Origin of the sequence: Streptomyces halobius, from assembly GCF_023277745.1 — a bacterium.
Classification (GTDB): Bacteria; Actinomycetota; Actinomycetes; order Streptomycetales; family Streptomycetaceae; genus Streptomyces; species Streptomyces halobius.
Window position 1 is genome coordinate 8,696,501 of record NZ_CP086322.1, and the last position, 20,590, is coordinate 8,717,090.

At 69.8% G+C, this 20,590-nt stretch carries 13 protein-coding genes and 5 pseudogenes; 11 read left to right on the forward strand and 7 right to left on the reverse strand.

The window, feature by feature from the left end; genetic code table 11:
* Window positions 1–29: 29 nt before the first annotated feature.
* Window positions 30–323 (forward strand): acyl carrier protein, encoded by a 294-nt coding sequence (locus K9S39_RS39530; RefSeq protein WP_248868103.1) that lies wholly within the window; start codon window positions 30–32, stop codon window positions 321–323.
* On the forward strand, window positions 320–1,543 hold the full coding sequence (locus K9S39_RS39535) for a beta-ketoacyl-[acyl-carrier-protein] synthase family protein (RefSeq protein ID WP_248868104.1): 1,224 nt from the start codon (window positions 320–322) through the stop codon (window positions 1,541–1,543). The genes K9S39_RS39530 and K9S39_RS39535 overlap by 4 nt, the downstream gene beginning before the upstream one ends.
* Before the next feature lie 1,073 nt (window positions 1,544–2,616).
* On the opposite strand, the pseudogene K9S39_RS39540 reads toward K9S39_RS39535, so the two are convergent.
* The 6 genes and pseudogenes from K9S39_RS39540 to K9S39_RS39560 all read right to left on the reverse strand — a co-directional run.
* Window positions 2,617–3,925: pseudogene (locus tag K9S39_RS39540) on the reverse strand (IS701 family transposase).
* Between the two features lie 122 nt (window positions 3,926–4,047).
* Window positions 4,048–4,485: an ankyrin repeat domain-containing protein gene (locus tag K9S39_RS39545; RefSeq protein ID WP_248868105.1), complete on the reverse strand. Its 438-nt coding sequence runs from the start codon at window positions 4,483–4,485 to the stop codon at window positions 4,048–4,050.
* 38 nt (window positions 4,486–4,523) lie between these two features.
* Window positions 4,524–4,820 (reverse strand): annotated as a pseudogene (locus K9S39_RS39550) (transposase); the annotation flags it as partial.
* A gap of 379 nt (window positions 4,821–5,199) precedes the next feature.
* A complete protein-coding gene (locus tag K9S39_RS43420) occupies window positions 5,200–6,048 on the reverse strand; it encodes an SCO2400 family protein (RefSeq protein WP_454896233.1) in 849 nt (282 codons plus the stop codon).
* A gap of 146 nt (window positions 6,049–6,194) precedes the next feature.
* Window positions 6,195–7,397, reverse strand: coding sequence for an IS110 family RNA-guided transposase (locus K9S39_RS39555; protein WP_248868107.1), 1,203 nt, complete (start codon window positions 7,395–7,397; stop codon window positions 6,195–6,197).
* A 315-nt stretch (window positions 7,398–7,712) separates the two neighbouring features.
* A pseudogene (locus K9S39_RS39560) lies at window positions 7,713–7,946 on the reverse strand (helix-turn-helix domain-containing protein); the annotation flags it as partial.
* A gap of 761 nt (window positions 7,947–8,707) precedes the next feature.
* Here K9S39_RS39560 and K9S39_RS39565 point away from each other — a divergent pair.
* From K9S39_RS39565 to K9S39_RS39575, 3 genes and pseudogenes are all read left to right on the forward strand, one after another.
* Window positions 8,708–9,099 (forward strand): annotated as a pseudogene (locus K9S39_RS39565) (tRNA-dependent cyclodipeptide synthase); the annotation flags it as partial.
* A gap of 275 nt (window positions 9,100–9,374) precedes the next feature.
* On the forward strand, window positions 9,375–9,749 hold the full coding sequence (locus K9S39_RS39570) for a BlaI/MecI/CopY family transcriptional regulator (RefSeq protein ID WP_248868109.1): 375 nt from the start codon (window positions 9,375–9,377) through the stop codon (window positions 9,747–9,749).
* Window positions 9,746–10,726 (forward strand): M56 family metallopeptidase, encoded by a 981-nt coding sequence (locus tag K9S39_RS39575; RefSeq protein WP_248868110.1) that lies wholly within the window; start codon window positions 9,746–9,748, stop codon window positions 10,724–10,726. The genes K9S39_RS39570 and K9S39_RS39575 overlap by 4 nt, the downstream gene beginning before the upstream one ends.
* Window positions 10,727–10,962: 236 nt before the next feature.
* Here K9S39_RS39575 and K9S39_RS39580 read toward each other — a convergent pair whose 3' ends face one another.
* On the reverse strand, window positions 10,963–12,258 hold the full coding sequence (locus K9S39_RS39580) for an alpha/beta hydrolase family protein (protein ID WP_248868111.1): 1,296 nt from the start codon (window positions 12,256–12,258) through the stop codon (window positions 10,963–10,965).
* A 954-nt stretch (window positions 12,259–13,212) separates the two neighbouring features.
* Here K9S39_RS39580 and K9S39_RS39585 point away from each other — a divergent pair.
* The 6 genes and pseudogenes from K9S39_RS39585 (at window position 13,213) to K9S39_RS39610 (ending at window position 20,587) form a co-directional block, all read left to right on the forward strand.
* A complete protein-coding gene (locus tag K9S39_RS39585) occupies window positions 13,213–15,546 on the forward strand; it encodes a HAMP domain-containing protein (protein ID WP_248868112.1) in 2,334 nt (777 codons plus the stop codon).
* 21 nt (window positions 15,547–15,567) lie between these two features.
* The gene (pgsB, locus tag K9S39_RS39590) at window positions 15,568–16,905 is read left to right on the forward strand and encodes a poly-gamma-glutamate synthase PgsB (protein WP_248868113.1); all 1,338 of its coding nucleotides are present in this window, start codon (window positions 15,568–15,570) and stop codon (window positions 16,903–16,905) included.
* Window positions 16,902–17,384: a poly-gamma-glutamate biosynthesis protein PgsC/CapC gene (locus tag K9S39_RS39595; protein WP_248868114.1), complete on the forward strand. Its 483-nt coding sequence runs from the start codon at window positions 16,902–16,904 to the stop codon at window positions 17,382–17,384. Before pgsB ends, K9S39_RS39595 begins: the two co-directional genes overlap by 4 nt.
* Before the next feature lie 54 nt (window positions 17,385–17,438).
* Window positions 17,439–19,361: an ArnT family glycosyltransferase gene (locus K9S39_RS39600; protein WP_248868115.1), complete on the forward strand. Its 1,923-nt coding sequence runs from the start codon at window positions 17,439–17,441 to the stop codon at window positions 19,359–19,361.
* A 146-nt stretch (window positions 19,362–19,507) separates the two neighbouring features.
* Window positions 19,508–19,909: pseudogene (locus tag K9S39_RS39605) on the forward strand (LLM class flavin-dependent oxidoreductase); the annotation flags it as partial.
* 303 nt (window positions 19,910–20,212) lie between these two features.
* On the forward strand, window positions 20,213–20,587 hold the full coding sequence (locus tag K9S39_RS39610; protein WP_248868117.1) for a hypothetical protein: 375 nt from the start codon (window positions 20,213–20,215) through the stop codon (window positions 20,585–20,587).
* The last annotated feature ends 3 nt before the right edge of the window (window positions 20,588–20,590 follow it).

Sequence of the window (20,590 nt, forward strand, 5' to 3'; positions counted from 1 at the left end):
CCCCACACCCACCTTCCTGAGGAATCCGGATGACCAACAACACATACGAATGGATTGCCGGCCTGCTCACCGAGCACTTGGGCGTGCCGGAAGACATCATCCAACCCGACGCCACCTTCACGGACCTGGATCTCGACTCGCTCTCGATTGCCGAACTCAGCGTGATCATCGAGGACCGGCTCGGCGTTCATCTGACGGAGGAGGACCTCAAGCCGACCCTCGGAGAGTTCTGCCAGGTCGTCGACGAGAGGCGCGACGACGGGAAGGCCGCGGGCGCGGACACCGCCCAGCAGGACGCGTCGACCACCCCTACCAGCCCATGACGGCGGTCGACGTCGCGGTCACCGGACTGGGATTGGTGACCCCGGCCGGGGTCGGCGTCCACGCCACGTGGGACGGACTGCTCTCCGGCCGGTCGCTGGCGGCCACGGACGAGCAGCTGGCCGGCCTCCCGGTGGACTTCTCCTGCCGGGTGCCCGATTTCGACCCCGTGGCCCGCCTCGGGCGCCGGCTGAGCTGGCGTATCGACAGGTTCATCCAGATGGGGCTGGTCGCCGCCCGCGAAGCGGTCACCGACGCCGGATGGGACCCCGCCGCCTGGGACGGGGCCCGCGTCGCCGTGGTCCTCGGCAACGGAAACGGCGGCAACGACCACGCTCCCCAGGACTACGGCCTGCTCAACAGCGGTCGGCACAAGGCGGTCTCTCCCTTGTGCATCACGCGTGCGGTGTCCAACATGCTCGCCGGCGAGATCAGCGCGGATCTCCAGGCACTGGGCCCCAGCCTGGTCACCTCCACCGCCTGCGCGTCCGGGGGCACCGCCATCGGCGTCGCCCGCGACCTGCTCGGCTCCGGAGCGTGCGACATCGCGATCACCGGCGGCAGCGAAAGCGTCTGCAGACCCATGCCCGCGGTCGGGTTCGGCCAGATGGGAGCCCTGTCCACCAGGGTGCACGACCCGGCCAGTGCGTGTCGGCCGTTCGACGCGGACCGGGACGGGTTCGTGCTGGGCGAGGGCGCGGGCGTCCTCGTACTGGAACGGCTGGCAGACGCCCGCGCCAGACATACGCCGGTGCGTGCCCTCGTCGCCGGATACGGAGCCTCCGCCGACGGCTACCACTTCACCTCACCCGACCCGGAGGGCCAAGGCGTGGTACGGGCCATCCGCGCGGCGCTCGCCGATGCCGGCCTGTCGGTGTCGGACATCGACCACATCAATGCCCACGGGACGTCCACGCAGCAGAACGACCTCTCCGAAGCACGCGCCCTGTGCTCGGTCTTCGGCACACCGCCGCCGGTGACGGCGAACAAGAGCGTCCTCGGACACTCGATCGGCGGCGCGGGCGCCATCGAAGCCGCCGTCACCGTGCTGAGCCTGCAACACCAGACCCTTCCGCCCACCGCCAACCTCGACCGCCTCGACCCCGACATCGATCTGGACGTCGTCACCAAGGCACCCCGCCCCCATCACCTGCGGGCGGCACTCAGCAGCTCCATCGGCTTCGGCGGCCAGAACGCGGTCCTGGCCTTCCGCGCGCCGTAAAATCCCCTCCTCTGGAAGAAGCCGACCTTCTTGGGGGAGTAGCTGACCCGCAGTCTTTTGGTCTGCCGGTGGTACAACCGGCGCAATGACTCTCAGCGCCCTTCCCTTCGGCGGCAGCACGAGGAACGGCAGCAACGTGTGGTCCATCTCCCGCACGCGCCCGTGGGTCTCCTCGGGCCGCCGCAGACGGACCGAGGCCGCCCGGCGACCGGACTCCCCCTTTCTCCCACGCGGTCCGTTCCGCCGGGGTCAGCTCGGTCGTGAACGCCCGGTACAGGGTCCGCGTCGGCACCGGAGCGGTGTCCTTCCAGCCCTCGGCCAGGAACTCGGGCACCGGAGCACCCGCAGTGGTCCCGTCCCCGGCGGTCACCGCGAGGCGGGCCGGTGCGCGGCGGCGATGTTGCCCCGGTAGCAGGAGAACGCGCCTCACGACTCTGTCTCGCTCAGCTCAAAGCGGCTGCATACTTCGGGACTTGGCGTCGCGAGCCTCCGGGAGGTCGGGCGCCTCGTCGGTTTCGGGCTCTTCCGGGTGACATCGTCCGCGTTGGCGAGTATTCGGCTGGGCGTGCTGCTTATTGTCACGGTTATGGACACGTGCCCTGGGCCCGCGTTGCGCTCCGCCGGGTCCTCGGTGTGCTGCTGCTGGGCTGTGCCTCGGGCGCTTGGGGGGCCGCCCAGGAGGTGCGGCCCCAGGGGCATGCGCACATGGTGAACGTCGGCGTTGTCGCCGGGGCGGTGGGCGATGCGCGGTGGGCGATGCACCCGACGGTGGCGGGCACGCGTGCGCGGCCTGGGACGACCGATGTCCGGACGGGCGGGTCGAGAGCGAACCGTACATGGATATGAGTCCGGAGGGCGGTGTGGTGGCGTGTGTGCCGCCACAGGTCCGCGCGGGCTCGGCACCGGGATCATCCGGCGCTCGTACCGTGCCCTGTTCCTCAGGGCGTTTCGCGCTGTGTGTGATCCGTACCTAGTAGGGCTCCGTTAGGTCGGTGTGGGTCTTGGCGGGCGGCGTCTGCCTGATCGTCTGGGCAGGGGGCGGTGGCAGGTGGTGCAGGTGCCGGTCCAGCAGTTCAGCAGGGTCTGGAGGGCGTCCAGGACCTGGTAGAGCGTGAGGCCGGTGTGCGGGCTTTTGGGGAGAGCCGCTGTTCGGTGAGGAAGGCGTGGGCGGCGGTGACCAGGGTGACGTGGTGGTGCCAGCCGTTCCAGGAACGTCCCTCGAAGTGGTCCAGGCCCAGGCCGTGCTTGAGTTCCCGGTAGTCGTGCTCGATGCGCCAGCGGATCTTAGCCAGGCGGACCAGTTCGGCGAGCGGGGTGTCCTCGGGCAGGTTGGACAGCGAGCGGGGTGTCCTCGGGCAGGTTGGACAGCCAGTAGTCGGTCGGCGCTGCGGCGCCTTCGGGCCACTCGACCAGCAAGGTGACCTCGGGCAGGACACCGTCCCAAGAGCCGTGCCCGGCGACGGCGGCGGACTGGGTCAGACGACGGACCCGCACTCCGGCCGGCCGGACCCGCAGGGCCAGGAAGCGTGAACGCATTGGTCCGCGTGAGCCTTCACGCCAGGTAACGTCGGTGAAAGCCTGCCGTCCATGGCTGGTGGCGAGTGCGGCTACTGGGGGCGGCTTGTCGCGGTAGCGGGGCTGCGGTTTGCGGCCGTTGCCGGACCACGGCGGTGCGGTGGGCACCGCATCGTGCGGGTGGACGGTCACATCCGAGCGGATGGCGACGACGTACTTGATGCCGCGGCCCTCCAGGCCGTCGCGGAAGTCGGCGTTTTGGCCGTAGCCGGCGTCGGCCACCACCACCGGCGGCGCCAGGCCCCACCCGGCCAGCTCGTCCAGGATGTTCAGGGCCAGGCGCCACTTCTCCTGGTGCCCGATGTCCTCGGGGATCCCCGTCTTGTGCCGCCGGTCGGCGTCTGCGGCCCACTCTTCGGGCACGAACAGGCGCCACTGCAGCGGGCACGACGCGGTGTCGGTGACTGCGTGCATGCTCACCGCGACCTGGCAGTTGGCCTGCTTGCCCAGTGCACCGCAGTACTGGTGGGCGACCGCCACCGACATCCGGCCGTCCTTGGGGAACGACACGTCATCGACTGCCCAGGCATCCGGGCCGATCAGCGGCACCATCCGCTGCGCGATCCGTAGCCGCACCGGCACCGGATCCCAGGTGGACTGGTTCACGAACTGCTGCAGGTTCTGCTCGTTGCCGTCCGGCAGCCGCTCAGCCATCGGCTGGATCGACTTGCGCCGCCCGTCCAGCATCAATCCCCGCAGATAGCAGTCCCCCTTCGCCCGCTGATCCTTCCGCGGCACCGATGCGAACACATCCGCCACAAACGCTGATAACCCCGCCCGCAAACCCTGAACCTGCCGCACGTCCATCCGACCAACATGCTCCCCCCGAACTTGATCGGGAAGACCTAACGGAGCCCTACTAGGGCCTGTTGCGAAGTGGCTCTTGAGATCCATCCAGCTGACGGGATTCGTGATGACGAACGCCGCTGCTACGTGGTTCGCCCGCTGGTGGTGGCTCCCGCCGCGGTGAGAAGTTCGGCGGTTTCAGGGTGGGGGCCTTCGTTGGCCCAGTCCAGCGAGGAGCGGCCGGTTCCATGGTCTTCGCGCCGGTTGGGATCGGCGCCGTGCGCCAACAGTTCGCGTACTGTTTCGGTGTATCCCCAGCACGCGGCTGCGCACAGCGGAGTGCCCTCCGAACCGAATCCGCCGCTGCTCTCGGTGTCGGGGGAGGCGCCGGCCTTGAGGAGCAGGCGGGCGATGTCCGCTTCTCCGGTGACGGATGCCAGATACAGAGGGGTGGTACCCGCGCTGTCCGGCTTGTTGGGGGCGATCCCAGCCCGCAGTACCGCCTTCACGACGGCGGTGTCACCCATCAGAATTGCGTTGAAGAGACGCCGGGTGAGCTTCTTTTGCCGCCGCTGGTTCATGAGGGCCGAGGTTAGCGACCGGTACGTGGTGGGTCCAGTCATATCCATTCGTTGATGGCCGCGACCAGCACTGTTGCTTCGTAGCGGACCGCGAGTCTGTGGTATCTCGTGGCGACGGCTCGGTTCCTCTTGAGGCGGTTGATGCCGCATTCGACCGCGTGGCGCTCGCGGTAGTCGATCTTGTCGAACTTTGGTGGGCGACCGCCGCGCGAGCCGAGCTTCTTGCGGTTGCGGACGTGGTCTACCTTGTCCGGGATGGTGCGGCGGATGCCACGACGCCGCAGGTAGGCGCGGTTCTTGCGGGAGGCGTACGCCTTATCGGCGCGGACCCGAAGATCCACATTCGATACACGCCCCAGCACCGCACTGTGCCTTTCACCGCCCCGGACTTTCGATGCACCCGGCCTTGCCACGGCGCGGACCTCAGGTGGGGCCCTCACGGGACACTCCGGGACGGCCGCTCCGGTCGCGGCGCCAGCCGTCCGAAGCGCCGCACCTCGACGGGGCCCGCCTGGACGACCTCCCCCGGACGCCGGGCGCCGACACTACATCCGAGGCGTCATGCTCAGTGGACTCAATCGACCGCCGACCGCCCATGGCTGACCACTGGTTCGGGTCCGGCTCGTACGACGGGAGCCGGACCAGCAGCCGGGAACAATGGCCCGCCATTGCCCCTTGTCCCTCACCCCTTTGCGACTTCCCCTCGCCCCTTTGCTATTTCCCCTTGTCCCCTTCGAAGCACCAGCCGAAGAAGCAGGCCGACCCGGTCCAAGCCGGAGCCGGGCGATGCGGCAGCATCCGCTTCTCGGTCGGCTTGGGCGCGGGGCGAGGGGCGAAGGTGCGCGGAGCGGGCGTGCGCGCCGCGGGACGCCTCGGGACGGCGGGCTTGACCGATGCGCTGCCGGCGGTGGCACTGGCACTCGGGCTACTGGACGGCGACGACGGGGGCGGCGCACCCTCGTCCCCCGCTCGGAGCGGGTCAGTGGAGGCGGTCGCGTCACTTCCTACGGCGGGTATGGACCCCTGATCGTCGGAGCCACCGAACACGGTCGCGCCGATGGTCAGGCCGCCGCCCACGAGGACGAGCCCCAAGCCGAGCGTGAGGCACACGGCTGCCCCGCGCGACTTCGCCCGTGCTGGCGAGCGCGGGCTCCGGGGGGTGTCCTCGCCGCGCTTCCAGGTCGGCGTACGGCGCCGGTCGCGGCGCGCGCCGGGAGCGGGCTCCGTTCCGTCGCCAGCGTTGCCGCGGGCGTCGATCGTTCGTGACTCCGGCGTCGGGGCCGCCCCATGTCCGGCACCCGGTCCCGCACCTGGTCCCGCTCCTGGTCCTGCCCCTTGTCCCGTACCTGCTCCCGCTCCTGTCTCGTCGCCGTCGAACAGGGCAGCGTCGTACAACGGGTAGGAGCGCGGCCGGTGTTCCGTCGGCAGGTCGTGCCCTCGCCCACTGCCGTGCCCGCTCCCGCGCACATCCGCGGCCGGCTGGGCGGTGCCGCATCCCGGGCACACCAGAGCTCCGTTGAGATGGCGACGGCACGCCTCGCAGTAGTCCACCGCTGCCTCCACCTGCCCATCGACTGCCAGCCTTCGACGATTAGGGGAACCTTACTGCGCCTCCAGGTCACGAGTTACGGGCGGGGGGGTACGGGCCTGGGGAGGAACAGGCCGGGGAGAGGCACAGGCCGGGTACTGTGCGAATCTCAATGATCGTGTCAAGTAGCCTGCGCGACTGGCGGCGCAGAGGTGAACAGCCTCTCGTCACGCAACATGGCCCACAGAACGTCCGCGCGACGGCGAGCAAGGGCAAGCAACGCCTGGGTATGGAGCAGCCCTTCACCACGCTTCTTGAGGTAGTAATCCCGCGACGGTCCTGGGCGCATCATCGCGGTCTGAGCGGACATGTAGAAGAGCCAGCGAAGGCGCCGGTTGTACCGTTTGGGCCGGTGGTAGTTGCCGGTCCTGCGGCCGGAGTCGCGGGGCACGGGAGCCAGACCGGCGTGGGAGGCGAGACGGCCGGCGTCCCGGTAGCCGGACAGGTCACCGACGATCGCTATGAACTCGGCACCCAGGATCGGGCCCATGCCGGGGAGGGACTCGATGATCTCGGCGCGCTCATCGGTGCGGAAGGTCTCGCGGATTTCCCGGTCGTTGTCCTTGATCCGCTCGTCCAGGGCCAGGAGCTGGTGGGCGAGGTCGCGAACGAGGTTTGCGGACTTCTTCTCGCCGGGCAGCGCAGTGTGCTGCGAGGCAGCGGCTTCCACGGCCTTGGCCGCGACGTCACTGGCACCTCGGTCCTTGCGGCGCTCCAGCCAGGAGGCCAGCCGCTTGATACCGATACGCCGCAGGGCGGCCGGGGTCTGGTACTCGGTCAGCAGGATGACGGGTCCCTTGGCCGGGGAATAGTCGAAGGCCCGTTCCAGGGCCGGGCAGATGCCGACCAGCAGATCTCGCAGCCGGTTGATCAACCGGACTCGGTCAGCGATGAGGTCCCGGCGGTAGGCGGTCGGAAGTTGGAGGGTGGAAACGAGCTCAGGCGGCGTCTTGATCGGGGTGAAATCCCTGCGCATCCGGGCCTGATCGGCGATGACTAGGGCGTCCTTGGCGTCAGTCTTGCCTTCACCCCGGTAGCCGTCAGTGGCGCGGTTGACGGTCCGGCCGGGCACGTAGGCCACCTGCTGGCCGTGGGCGACCAGCAGGGCAAGCAGCAGCGCGGAGGCTCGGCCAGAGATGTCCACCGCCCACCGCACCTCGTCGGCCGAATCACAGGCCGCAGCGATGAGTTGCAAGATTTCGCTCTCATCGTTAACGACCTTCCGGGAGAACACCGTCTCACCGTCGGCGTTCACCGCGACCGCCCAGTGGTGTCCCTTGCCCGCGTCGACGCCCACCCATATCCGCTGATCAGAGGTGCTCAACCGTGTCGCTCCGTTCCACCGTGGCCTGAACCTTCGTAGTCCGAGGAACACTCCGCCGACAGGTCCCTAACCAGCGATGCCCGCAGCTCTCGATCAGCAGTCGGAGCGTCCCGGAGGGCCGGGCGGCCATTCGCACAGAGCCATCGAGGGCAAACATCCCGTCAGCCACACCCAGTCCTCCCGGACCGCCTCACATTCTTAGGGCCGCTCTCAATGAAGGCCTCAATCAGAGGGTCCAGGCAGGCGTCACGGTCCCGTACTCGAACAGTCCGGCAGTGCTCCGAGAAGCCGCGCCGGTGCCGCTACCAACGAATTAGGGTCCAGGCAGGCCAGGTCGATCTCGTTGAACCGGTGGATTACGTCCCTGACAGTATCCTCGTCGGCCTGCACCAGTTGGGCGATCACCGGCACGCGGTTCCCGCCGGCTGAGGCCAACAGCATCATCGCACGCCGGTAGCGCACCGAATTGGTGCTGCCGCGACGCACGATCTGCTGCAGCTTCTGCCCTTCCTGGTCGGTCAGTCTGCGCACGCGGACAGGCTCGGCCACCACCCCTCCAGCGGTCGGATCGCACGCCACCGCACATCCAACCGCCACGACACCAGCCCGGCGAACCTAATCCGTAGTTAAGGGCGTCCCGATGGAGCGGAGGCTTCTCGGGATGTTCGAGTACGGGGCTGCGATGCCTCCGGCGAACCGGGTCCACTGAGACCTCCGCATAGAGCGGCGCGCCGTCCCGGTACTCGGTGTGGTGACGGTTTCGTGGGCGCCGGGCGGACGCCTTGAACCAACCAGCCGGTCCGACGGCTCTCATGAGATCGAGCGGCGTCTGGCGCCTCCGAGACGGTCACCACAACGGAGTTGTTGGCGGGTATGCGGGTGCCAGGCGGATGTCTAGGCACATCCGGGCTTCGATGCCTCAGCACAGAGCGGCAAACGCTCGGCGTCTTCGTACCCGCCAGTACACCGGTGTTGACGTCCGCTGGCCTTGGGCAAATGCCTTGCCCGGACTGGTCCTCGACGCCCTCAACCAGAGCGGCGCCTCCCGAGGCAACCGAATGTCAACACCCACACGCTTGATCACTCGTTGGTGTTGGTGGTGCGAGCCCGCCGCACGGTGACCTCTTGATACGCCCGAGCCGTTCGAGCTCCCGCGCAGACTGGGGCCCGTGGGGTGCGCTGGTGCCACGAACGGCTAGTGAGGTGTCGGCCCGACCCCTGCGGTTGAGGCCTGGGATTAGGTCGCTCGCGCCGCCCGCGCTCACGCATGTGTCGACGTCAGCCCGTTCAACGGCCACTTCTCCGCCGAGCGGATCGCCGGCCCGGCCCGCTGGGCACTCGGCGCTTTCCCCCGCGTCCACTTCTTCGTGCCGGACACGGCGGCCGCCTTCACCCTGGAGGCTTTGGGGTACGCGCCGGACAAGGCGGCGTGGAAGGCCCGCCGCCAGGGTCAGTACGTACGGAACAAGATCACGCGGGCGCTGTCCGAAGCCGGCATCGGTGCACCGGACGCTCTCATCCTCGACGGACAGGCGCTGGCGAGGAAGCCCGACTACCAGGAGCTTCTGGAGCAGGTCGAGCGCAGTACCAGGCTGATCCCGCTTTCGCCCGGACCTGCCTGCGGGCGTCGGCATGGACGCTGGAGCGCCGCCTTCCCGCTGGGCAGCGGTTGACGGACGGGCGGCTACGCGTTGCGGTGCGGTACCTCCTGGCCGAGCTGCCACTGTTCCTGGACACCCCGCGGATCGCGAACGTGGCCTGCCTCGGTGTTCTGCTACCACCAGGTGCCGGTCTTTCTCGACGATCTGTACCACCACCGGCTGGTGCTGCGGCCGGTGCCTGGGCAGGGTTACCTGCACCTGGCGGGGGCGGCGCGGTGACCCGCGAGCGAGTACCGAAGCGCTGGTGGAGCTGGACGGCGGTCCCGAGGCGGCACGTACGATGACGCTTAGGTTTTCGTTCAGGGAGGCGGCCGGGATGCGGGGCTTCGGAGAGCTCGAACAGGCCATCATGGATGTGGTGTGGGACACGGATGCGCCGCTGACCGTGCGCGAGGTGCTGGAGAGCCTGAATCGCGACCGGCCGCAGGAGCTGGCGTACAACACGGTGCAGACGGTGATGGAGATCCTGCACCGTAAGGGCTGGCTGTCCCGGGCGAAGGACGGCCGGGCATTCCGCTACCAGGCGACGAAGGACCGCGAGGAGTACGCGGCGTCGCTGATCGACCAGGTGTGGGCGACCGGCGCCGACCGGACCGCGACGCTGGTACGGCTGTTCGACGAGCTGGACGAGGCCGAGGTCAACGAGCTGCGGGCGGCTCTCGCCGCGCGCCGCGAAGGAGGCCCGTCATGAGGGTCGCGATCCTGCTGCTGGGCTACGCGGCCCTGGTCGGCGCCCTTGCCCCGGTGCTGCTGACCCGTACGGGCTGGGCGGCGCGGGCACCAAGGCTGGCCATCTGGGCGTGGCAGGCGCTCACGGCCACGATCGTCGTCTCGGTGGTGCTGGCCGGGCTCGTGCTGGCCGTGCCGACGGTGCCGGTCAGCGGCAACCTGGCCGACATGCTGCATGCCTGCGTGGTGGCGCTGCGCGCGCAGTACGTCGCACCGGGCGGCGCGGTACTGGCCGCGACCGGCGCGGTGCTGGCCCTGGCGGTACTGGGACGCGTCGGCTGGTGTCTGGGCGCAGCCCTGTGGCGGGCGCGGCGGGAGCGCCGTCGGCACGCCGAGGTGCTGGCGATGGTCGGTTGCGCGCGTCCCGATCTGGGCGTGACCGTGCTGGAGGACGACCGTCCGGCGGTGTACTGCCTGCCCGGCACCGGGCACCGGATCGTGCTGACCTCGGCGGCGCTGGCCGCGCTCGCGCCGCGCGAGCTGGACGCGGTGATCGCCCATGAGCGGGCGCACATCCGCCAGCGCCATCACGTGGTCCTGGCCTACGCCGAGGCGCTGGAGCGGGCCTTCCCCAAGGTGGCGCTGTTCCGTACCGCGGCGGAGGAGACGCGACGGCTGGTGGAGATGGCCGCCGACGACGAAGCCACGGCCCGTACCGATTCGCTCACCCTGGCCGGGGCGCTGGTCGAGCTGGCCGGTGCAGGGGTGCCGGTGGCCTCGCTGGCGGCCTCCGGCGGCCAGGTGGCCGGCCGAGTGCGGCGGCTGCTCGGCCCACGGCGGCCGCTGGGCCGCCCTGTGGTCTGGCTCGGGGCGCTGGTGGCGGGCGTGGCGCTGGCGCTGCCGGTCGTGCTGGCCGCCCAGCCCGCGGTGGCCGCGACCGGCATGACCACCTGCCCGCTGCCCGATGCCCCGGTCGCCAGTGCGGAGCGTCTCTTGTGATGACCCCAGGGCCGGGCCCGGTCATCTGATAACCGCACTCCGGCTCGTCGCCGGGCGCGGGATCGCAGGGTTGGCCCCGGCGGGCCCAGGCGCTTGGCGTCGTGGTGCAGCAGCGGACGAGCTTCGAGGAACAGATCATCCGTCGAAGGTCTGCCGTAGGCTCAGCGTGCGGTGCGGGCGTAAGGCCGCGACATACCGTCGCGCTGTGCCGTGGTCGACGGTGACCGCGGGCCGGTTCAGCGTATGAAGTCGATCTCTGGGTAGTGGCGTGAGGGCCCGTCGAGCAGGTGGCTGTGCCGGTGGCGCAGGTGCTTGTCGAAGAAGGCCGCGAGGTAGGTGCGTTGGATCTCGATGGAGCGGTTGGGATCGATCGTGCCGAGGGCGTGCACCAGTTGGTCGGGGGACATTCCGAACGCGCCGGGCGCCTGGGGCAGGAGGGCCTGGTTGTCGACGAAGGAGTTGTGCCCGGAGTCGCGCAGCTTCAGGTCGAGGCGTTCTCCGTCCAGGTGCTTCCAGAACCTTGCCCAGCTCCGGTCGGTGTCGCGGTTGTGGTTTTGGGAACTGAACAGCAGGAAGGGGCGGTCGAGGTCACGGGTGGTCGCCGGGCCGAAGAACTGGCCGTCCAGGTTCGCGCCGGCGTCGATTCTGGAGTCCGCGTGCATGGCCTCTGGCACGGTTGCTCCGCCGAGGGAAGCGCCGAACATCCCGATTCGGTTCGTGTTCACGGCCTTGGACAGCCCGTGGGGGAGCGGCTTGTGTTCCACGTCCGGATTGTGGCCGTGGGCGATCGCGGCCAGCTTGTCGATGACGAAGTGGGTGTCCGCCGCCCGGACGGCGATCGTGTCGGAGGAGTGGGAATGTGGCGGCATGGTGTTCACCTCAAGGCGCCCGCCGGGGAACTCCACCGCCTCGGCCTGGTGAGTGTGGTCGATGGTGACGACCAAGTAGCCGCGGCTGGCCAGGTCCTGAGCCAGTGAGGTGCCCATCGCCCGGGGCCCGTGCAGCCCGGTCGAGTACAGCAGGACCGGCAACGTGCCGGCCGTGCGGTCAACCGGGGCGCCGGTGTGCCCGGCAGTGGTGGGCAGGGTCACCGAGCCCGGGGGCACCTGACGGTCGGCCAGGTAACGCGCGGCGGCGGCGGGCTGCATCCAGGGCGCGGCGGGATAGTGGGCGGTGTGCGTGGCCGGGTACCACAGCGTGACCATCAGCTCGCGCCGCTGATGGCCGGGCACATACGGATCCGTGCGTGACGAGTCGCGCAAGTGGAGGTCGACCGTTCCGACGCGATGGGGCCCGGTCGGGGCGGGGAGGGACAGCTCGCCCGGGGCTTTCGGCGCGTCCGGGGCCTTTGTCGCTGCCGCGTCCGGGGCTTCCGCCTCGTCCAAGGAAGCCGCCGTGGTCATGGGGGCACCGGTGGTCTTCCCCGCGGCGGCAGCCGGCGCGACTCCGGCGCCCAGGGTGACGGCCAGTACTCCTGTGGCGCCGGCGACCCGGGTGCGAAACCGGCTGTGGCGCTTTCGTGCGTGTTTCATGGGCAGCCTCCTCCATGGCGGCGATCGCCACGTCACCGGCGATCGGCTGGCGATCATCGTAAAGGCAGTTTGCCTTGTCCGCGCCAACCCACCTGACTGCGCAAGGAGTTCACGCTGCGGGTGATTGGCGAGGTGGGCGCTGCTGGCGCGTCCGGAATATACGGGGACGACTTCGGGCCCCGTCCGGTGCCGGGCCGCGCGGCCGGCCTTTTCCCCGGACGCGTATGCGCTGGAAACGACCTGTCGGCGCTCTTGGAGTATGCCACCGAGTTGAGCACGTCGAGTGCCGATACGGGATACGTGCGCGAGAAATGCCCCGGTGCGACCGGTGGCGGTCGTCAGAGCTCCTGTCGCTCAACATCCCTCATGAGGCCAGTCGCAGCAGCGAGGGCCGAGCCGCGGGAGGGCCAACGTGAGCGACTGTTCCGCACCTCAGCGCAGAGCGGCGGTGCCTGCCGGGGCGCCCCCGGCCGGAAGATCTCTGCCGGAGATTTGGCTCATTCACACCTCCGCCGTCGGTGACCAGCGATCCAGAATTCCGCCGGCGATGATCAAAGTTTTACTGAATGTTTTTGTTACGCGGCAGTTCGTAATCCCTTGGCGGCAGTTCGTAATCTTTGAGGGTGCCCTGAGGTTCGCCCGCGACTGTGCGTGACGCGGCGAATGCATGCCGGAAACGCTCGTTCAATCGTCCTTGCTGGAATGGGTGTTGGAATTCCCCCATATCGGGACGAGGCCGGAGGTACATAAGCGACCTATCCCTCGGGTGAGTTGAGCGCATTCCGCATGGGCCCTTATGCGGGGCACAGCACGAACGGACTTGTGATTATCCTGTGATCCCAGTGTCCGTACTGGCCGAGTTGCCGCACGGCTATCCCCACATGCAGAGAGGACGCTGCCCTGCACCCTGTTGCCCGCGCGCCCCGTCCGCACCGCATCCGGCGCCGCGCCGACATGCCCCTGCTCGGAGGTGTCCGCCCACCGATCGCCGCACTGCTCTGCGCACTGCTGGCAGTTGCCGCGTTCAACGCACTCGCTATCGGCACCGTTCACGAACAGGATGTCCCCCAGGCCGTACGCGACGCGGAACGTCACATCGCCGAGGATGCCGCCGACTCGGTCGGGACCTCCATCACCGCGAGAGCCACCGCGGTGCGCCGCTCCGCGGCATCGGCCACGTCGGCCGGCAGCCGGAATCCGGCAGCGATACTGCGGTCCCTTGTCCCGGCCGGACACCCCGCGCGGGGCGGTGTGCTGCTCGACCCGCGCACCGGCAGGTCCGTGGCGTCCAGCGGGGAAAAGGTGCCGCTGACCGGGGTGGATGTGGCGGCCCTGGTACGGCCCGGTACCGCGAACATCGCACCCCGATTGGTCTCTTCAGCGAGCGCCGAACCGCGACTGTTGCTCTTCGCCCGGGTGGCCGTCTCCGCTCCGGGCCACAAGCAGGACGAGAACCAGGATCAGGCACGGGACCTGGTGCCGGATCAGGGCACAGATGAACGCGAACTCCTCCTGATCGTCTCGGAAGAGGTCGCTGCCCCGGTGGTGTACGGGGACGGGCGCACCGGCAGGCTGGTGGACCGGGACGGGAAGGTGCTCGCCACCACCGCCGTCACCGGCGAGGCCCCGGCGCCCCACACCGAGCACCGCGCCCTGCCGGCCGCTGCGGTGAACGCCGCGAACGCCGGTCCGCACACCGGTGACGTTTCGGGCAGCGTGCTCGGTGACGGTCACGAGGGGCTGCGCAGGGTCACGGGGTGGGCGTCGGTCGCCGCGGCGGACGGTGAAGACGACACTTCCGGCCTGGGGCTGACGGTCCTCACGGTCAGGGATGTGGCTCCGGCGAAGGAGGGGGCCGACCACACGTGGTTCGGCGTCATGGCCGCGGGTGCGCTGGTGGTGATTGCCGTGCTGGGCACCTGGGTGCTGTGGGGCACTATGCAGCGTCCGCTGCTGCGGCTGCACCTGTCCGCTGCCCGGCTGGCCAGGGGCGTCAGCGACCTGCCCGAGGCACGGGAGGAGTTGGCGCGGCCGGTGCCGGTCGTCGCGTTCGGCGAGCCCGCCAGGGTCGGCCGGGCGCTGGAGTCGATTCGCCGCCAACTGCTCGGCGAGACGGGACCGGAGCCGGTGCGGCCCGTGCGGCGCCGCCCCGGTGTCCGGGCCGTGGTCCTCCTCTGCGCACTCGTGATCGCCGCGTGGGGGGTGCCGCTGGTGTTTCTGCTCAACCGCGTACCGGCCGCCAAGGCCGTACCGGCAGTCGTCGTCGCCGACCAGCAGGCACGCACCGAGGCCGTCGCTGATCGTGTGCGGCGGTCCCTCGGCCGGAGCCGCACCGACCTCGCGGCGGTGGCGTCAGCCGTCTCCGGTATGCCACGGGAGCGGGCGGCAGAGGTTCTGCGGCGCGAACGCACCGCCCACCCCATGTACCGGTCGCTGTATGTGCTGGACCGCACCGGCGCCATCGCGCTGCGGGCGGGCAAGCAGCCGCTGCGCACCCTCGTCCATGCGCCGACCGGCGGCGGAATCACCCAGGTCAACACCTCGGGCAAGATCCCCGCGATCGCCGCCTACGCCCAGATCCCGGCGGCCAAGAACGCCAAGAAGGCCAAGAACGCCAACGGCGCCCTCCCGGCTGTAGTCGTCGCCGAGATCGGCGTGAACGCACTGGACACCCTGGTTGCGCGGGAGGGGCTCGGCAGTGTGTGGCTGACCGACGAGCGGCACAGGGTGCTCGCGGCGAGCGTGGGCTTCGAAGCCTTCCAGCCTCTTCCCAGCCGGGGCCTTGCCCGCCTGGTGGCCAGGACCGAGGCAGCGCCTGGCGGCGTGGGCAGCCCGGCATCGGCCGTATTGCACGCGGGGACCGCGCCGGGCGGGGGCCCTTCGGTCGCGGCCGCCGCTCCACTGGCCCGGACGGGGCCTGTCGCCGGACTCGGCCTGCGGGTGGTCTCCGCCGAGCCTGCCGCAGCGCTGAAACTGGCGGCGTATCAGCTCCAGGCGCGCACCGTGCTGGCCGGGCTGCTCGCCCTGTCCGTGGGCGTCGCCTGCCTGGGCTGGCTGCACATCGTGGTGGTCAGGCCGCTGCGTGCCGTCACCAGGTACGCGGAACGGCTGGCCGGCGGTGACCGTCGCACTGTGCTGTACCCGGTTCACCACGACGAGTGCGGCTCGGTCACGCGCAGTCTGGAACTGCTCCGGCAGGCGCTGGCGGAGCGGGACCGTGGCGGCGGAGCCGACGTGGCCGCTGCCCCCGCCCAGTCGCCCCGGAGCGGCGGACCGCCGCAGCAGTGAAGGACCAAAGGACCAACTGACATGCTCTTCCTCTACGTTGTGCTGCTGCTGAGCTGTGCCGTGCTGCTGGTCGCCGGCGTGCTGGAGCAGCGGCGCCACTACGCCGCGCTGGCGCAGATCCCCACGCGGGTGCTGGTCAACGGCATTCGCGGCAAGAGCTCGATCACCCGGCTGTGCGCGGGGGCGCTGCGCGGCGGTGATCTGGTCACCGTGGCCAAGACCACCGGCACCGCTGCCCGGTTCATCCATCCGGACGCCACCGAGGAGCCGGTGTACCGGAAGCTGGGCATCGCGAATGTCGTCGAGCAGATCGGTATCGTCCGGCGGGCGGCGGCATACCGGCCGGACGCTCTGGTGATCGAGTGCATGGCGGTGATGCCCGCACTTCAGGAGATCAACCAGGAGAAGCTGATCCGCTCCACCATCGGCGTGCTGTGCAACGTCCGTGAGGACCACCTCGCCGAAATGGGTCCGACGCTGGACGATGTGGCCCGCTCGCTCTCCCGGTCGATGCCGGTCGGCGGGGTCTGTGTCACCGCCGAGCGGGAGCGGCTGCACCTCCTCGAGGAGGAGGCGGACAAACGCAGGTGCCGCCTGATCACGGTTGATCCGGAGTCGGTCACCGACGAGGAGCTGCGCGGGTTCAGTTGGTTCACCTTCAAGGAGAACGTCGCCATCGCGCTGGCCGTGGCCGAACTGCTCGGTGTGGACCGGGCCACCGCACTGCGCGGTATGTGGGACGCGCCGCCGGACCCCGGCGTGCTCTCCGTCGAGCGTTACCGCACACCGGACGGCAAACGGCTGCGCTTCGCCAACGTCTTCGCCGCCAACGACCCCGAGTCGACGTTGATGAACGTCCGCCAGCTGGCGGAGCTCGGTGCGATCCGCCGCCCGCTGAACGTCGTCATCAACTGTCGCCCGGACCGGGTGGAACGCAACGGGCAGATGGGAGCGATCGTCCCCGACCTGGGCCCGGAGACGGTCTTCCTCATCGGGCATCCGACCAAGAGCGCCCGCGACGGCATCCCGCCGGGCTGGTCCGCGGGCCGGGTGGTGGACCTGGGCGGCGACCGGCGCGACGCACCGGAGCTGACCCGCGCCATCCTCGCCGAACTGGGCCCAGACTCCTCGCTGGTGGCCGTCGGCAACATCCACGGCCAGGGCGAACTGTTCCTGGAGAACCTCGGCAAGCTGCCCCCTGACCACACCGACGAACCGCTTCCGATCGCCCACCCGCCCGAGCCGGAACCGTACAGCTGGGTGGCGCCGCTGAACGGCCCGATGCCCGGCCCGCATATCCGGAGCCCGGCCTCTGCCCATGCCGACGCCCTGTACCAGCCGACAAGGAACCCGCTGTGATCCCCGTCAATCTCACCCCGCAGACCATCGCGCTGGGGATCGCCCTCGGACTGGTCTTCTCGCTGGTCTGCTATCTGACCACCAACCTCTCTCCCGGTGGCATGATCACCCCCGGCTGGCTGGCGCTGACCCTCGTCACCGATGTGGTCCGGGCCGCCATGGTGATCGGCGTCACGGCGCTCACCTTCGTCGCGACCAAGGTCCTTGAGCGGCATGTGATCCTCTACGGCAAGCGGCTGTTCGCCGCCGTGGTGCTGTCCGCGGTGCTGCTCCAGACCACGGTGCTGCTCGCGCTCCAGCACGAATTCCCCCTTCTCTACACCGCCCAGACCCTGGGCTTCATCGTGCCCGGCCTGATCGCCTATCAGCTGGTCCGCCAGCCGTTGGCGGCCACCGTGATCTCCACCACCGCGGTGACCCTCGGCACGTATGTGGTGCTCGTCGCCGGGTTGCTGCTGGGGGCGCTGCCCATGGGCTGACCGAGCCCTACTGCCCGCGTCCGCCGCGCCCATCCGCATGTCGAAGAGGTCATCATGGCCACCACCCCCCTCACCCGCGACCCCGCCGACCGCCGCCACCGCTCCCCCCGCAGCAAACGCACCCGCCACGCCAAGCTCCGACAACGTGCCACCACCAGCGGGGAGTTGCCCGCCCTTCTCCTCATCCTGGCAACTGCCGCGCTGCTCTACGCCTGGGGCATCGACCATGCCGGAGTGCACCCGTACTACAGCGCAGCCGTACGGTCGATGGCGTCGAACTGGCACGCCTTCGTCTTCGGCGGGCTCGACCCGAGCGGCTCGATCACCCTGGACAAGATCCCCGGTGCGCTATGGCCGCAGGCCCTCTCCGTCAAGCTCCTCGGACCGCACAACTGGGCGGCAGTACTGCCGCAGGTGCTGGAGGGCGTACTGGCCGTCTGGGCTCTGCACCGCATCGTCCGTGCCTGGGCCGGCCCGTGGGCAGGGCTGCTCGCCGCGCTGGTACTCGCCCTCACCCCGGTCACCGTCGCACTCGACCGTCACAACACCCCCGACACCCTGCTCGTTCTGCTGCTGGTCCTCGCAGCGGGATCGCTGCAGAAGGCCATCAGCACCGGGAGACTGCTGCCGCTGCTGGTCTGCGGGACATGGGTGGGGCTGGCCTTCCAGGCCAAGATGCTCCAGGCGTGGCTCGTCCTGCCGGTCTTCGCCGCGGTGTACCTCATGGCAGCGCCTGGCTCCTGGTTGCGCCGGGCATGGCGGCTGCTGCTCGCCGGGATCACCGCACTCGTCGTCTCCTGCTCCTGGCTGCTGCTGGTGTGGGCGACCCCCGCCGCGAACCGTCCCTACATCGACGCGACCACCAACAACAACCCCTTCACCCTGGTCTTCGGCTACAACGGGCTGAGCCGCTTCGGCCACGACCCGAACGCCCTGGGCGCCGTCGCCGGCACCGCCGCCAGCCGCACCACCGACAACACCGGCTGGACCATGCTGGTCAACCAGAGCGTGGGCCCGCAGATCGCCTGGCTCCTGCCACTGGCCGTACTGGCCTTGGCGCTGGGCGTGATGTGGCGCGCCGGACAGCCGCGCACCGACGGGACGCGGACGGGGTTCCTGCTCTGGGGCGGATGGCTGGCGGTGCACGTCGTGGTCTTCAGCAACTCCAACGGCAACCACGGCTACTACACCGCCGTACTGGCCCCAGCCCTCGCTGCGCTGACCGGTGGCGGAATCGCCCTTTTCTGGGCCGAGTACCGCGCCGGTGGCCGACGTCGAGCAGCGCTGCCCGCCGCAATCGCACTCACGGCACTCTGGGCCGCGGCAATCGAGGGCCAGCACAGCGAATTCGCCCCCTGGCTACTGCCGATGGTGCTGATGCTCGGCCTGTGCGGGACCGTCGGCCTGTGGACCCGCGGGCCACGGACAACGCGACGAGCGGTGCACAGCGCCCTGGCAGCGTCCCTGGCATCCATACTGCTCGCCCCGACAGTCTGGGCCGTCTCCTGCCTGGTCCCGCGGTACGCCGGCTCACCGATGTCGCCGCTGGCCGGACCGGTCGGACCCGGCTACCGCCCGATGTACCGCCACCGGGCCAAGTCCCCGCGATTCCCCTTGAACAGTCCGTCCGCGCGGGACGCCGCCCTGCTGCACTACCTCTCCGCGCACCGTTCCGGGGAGAAGTACCTGCTCGCCACCCAAGCCGCCTACGGCGCCGAACCCCTGCTCCGTGCCACCCCCCAACCCATGCTGGTCATGGGCGGCTTCACCGGCCTGACCCCGTATCCGGCCGCACGACGGCTCAGTGACCTGGTCTCCGCCCACCAACTGCGCTACGCGCTGCTGACCACCCGCCGTCCGTCCACACCGGCATCGGCCTGGGTGAAGAGAAACTGCACCCCCATCCCGCCACGCGCCTACGGCCGAACCTCGGACGGAAGCTTCACCCTCTACGACTGCGCTCGACGGGGCAACTGACCCGCTGAACGCGGTGAGGTCTGCGGACACCTGCCTCACCGGAACACAACGGCTCCTTCGGCACGAGCACACGGAGAGGCCGAACCGGGCGCGGAGCACGGGGGCGTAGCCGGCGGACAGGGTGTCGTCGCGCAGGAAATCGCCTTCGAGGGGTGTCCCGGCCGTTCGGGGCCCCTTGGATGTTGCTGACGCCGCCGCGTGGCGACGTCGCGGATCAGGCTGGGCACGCTGGTCACCCCGTCGCCCGGCGGCGTCCGCAGCAACGCACCCGCCAAGTAGCCACCTTGGACACCCTCAGCGGCGGCTTGCTGCCCCGCCACCGTGCAACACCCCCGACCGCCGGTCCGGATTGCCGGATTCTGGCCGAACCGCCCGCCGATGCGCCGCGCCGCCCGCTGGGACGGTGCGGTCCCCTTGTTCGCTTTCGCTTCCGCCGGGCACGGCCCGCTCCGCCCATCGACCAGGTCCGCGACCTGACCGCATACCTTCACCGGCACCGCGACGACCAGAAGGACAGCCCCTTCGAGATCGTCCTCGGCGGCGCGACTGCCGGGAATGCGTGCCTGAACCACAAGCGGTTCTGATCCACTTCTTGTGGTCGAGGTGACGCGGCGTCACTTGGGCCTGGAAGGATGGCCGCCCGTGTGATTCCAGCGTGCTCCCGACGGCCTTGTCCCGTCTGACGCACCCGACCGGGGCGGCCGCCCGTGTGGCCGCTTCTGAGCTGTCACCGGCAGCCGATCGGGATTGGCCGAATAGAAGGCTGGGGCGGAAAGCGCATCACGTGCTGTGATGTGCCGCGCACGGAACGAACTGTCCATGCCCGAACACCAAGTGACGGAGGTCAGTTGATGCGACGTGGATTCACGGTCGCAGCCGTGGTCACGGCCACGCTGATGGCAACAGGTATGGCGTCGGGTACCGCGCAGGCGGCGCAGAGCAGTCCGCCGGCCTCCTGGTGCGGGGAAGGCTGGTCCTTCAGCCCTGCCTGGGGCTCCTCGGCGGGGCACCCTTGCTGGAGCCCGGCTCAGGTCCAGGGCTGGGTCCTCGACCGTGAGGCGGACAGTCACTGCGTGATCATGCGTTTCCACTGGTACAGGGACGGTCGTCTGGTCGACTCCCAGGACTCACCCCCGGCCTGCGGCCCCGGCACCTACAAGGAGTTCACCCTCCGGTCCGCCGACCAGAAGGCCACCTGGGTGAACTGGCACGTCCTGCGCGTCTGACCA

What these genes read in the sequence shown, in the direction of transcription:
- K9S39_RS39575 (WP_248868110.1), top strand. Translation starts at nt 9,746, where the DNA reads ATGAGGGTCGCGATCCTGCTGCTGGGCTACGCGGCCCTGGTCGGCGCC.
- K9S39_RS39610 (WP_248868117.1), top strand. Translation starts at nt 20,213, where the DNA reads ATGCGACGTGGATTCACGGTCGCAGCCGTGGTCACGGCCACGCTGATG.
- K9S39_RS39535 (WP_248868104.1), top strand. Translation starts at nt 320, where the DNA reads ATGACGGCGGTCGACGTCGCGGTCACCGGACTGGGATTGGTGACCCCG.
- K9S39_RS39585 (WP_248868112.1), top strand. Translation starts at nt 13,213, where the DNA reads ATGCCCCTGCTCGGAGGTGTCCGCCCACCGATCGCCGCACTGCTCTGC.
- pgsB (WP_248868113.1), top strand. Translation starts at nt 15,568, where the DNA reads ATGCTCTTCCTCTACGTTGTGCTGCTGCTGAGCTGTGCCGTGCTGCTG.
- K9S39_RS39545 (WP_248868105.1), bottom strand. Translation starts at nt 4,485, where the DNA reads ATGAACCAGCGGCGGCAAAAGAAGCTCACCCGGCGTCTCTTCAACGCA.
- K9S39_RS39580 (WP_248868111.1), bottom strand. Translation starts at nt 12,258, where the DNA reads ATGAAACACGCACGAAAGCGCCACAGCCGGTTTCGCACCCGGGTCGCC.
- K9S39_RS39530 (WP_248868103.1), top strand. Translation starts at nt 30, where the DNA reads ATGACCAACAACACATACGAATGGATTGCCGGCCTGCTCACCGAGCAC.
- K9S39_RS39570 (WP_248868109.1), top strand. Translation starts at nt 9,375, where the DNA reads ATGCGGGGCTTCGGAGAGCTCGAACAGGCCATCATGGATGTGGTGTGG.
- K9S39_RS39600 (WP_248868115.1), top strand. Translation starts at nt 17,439, where the DNA reads ATGGCCACCACCCCCCTCACCCGCGACCCCGCCGACCGCCGCCACCGC.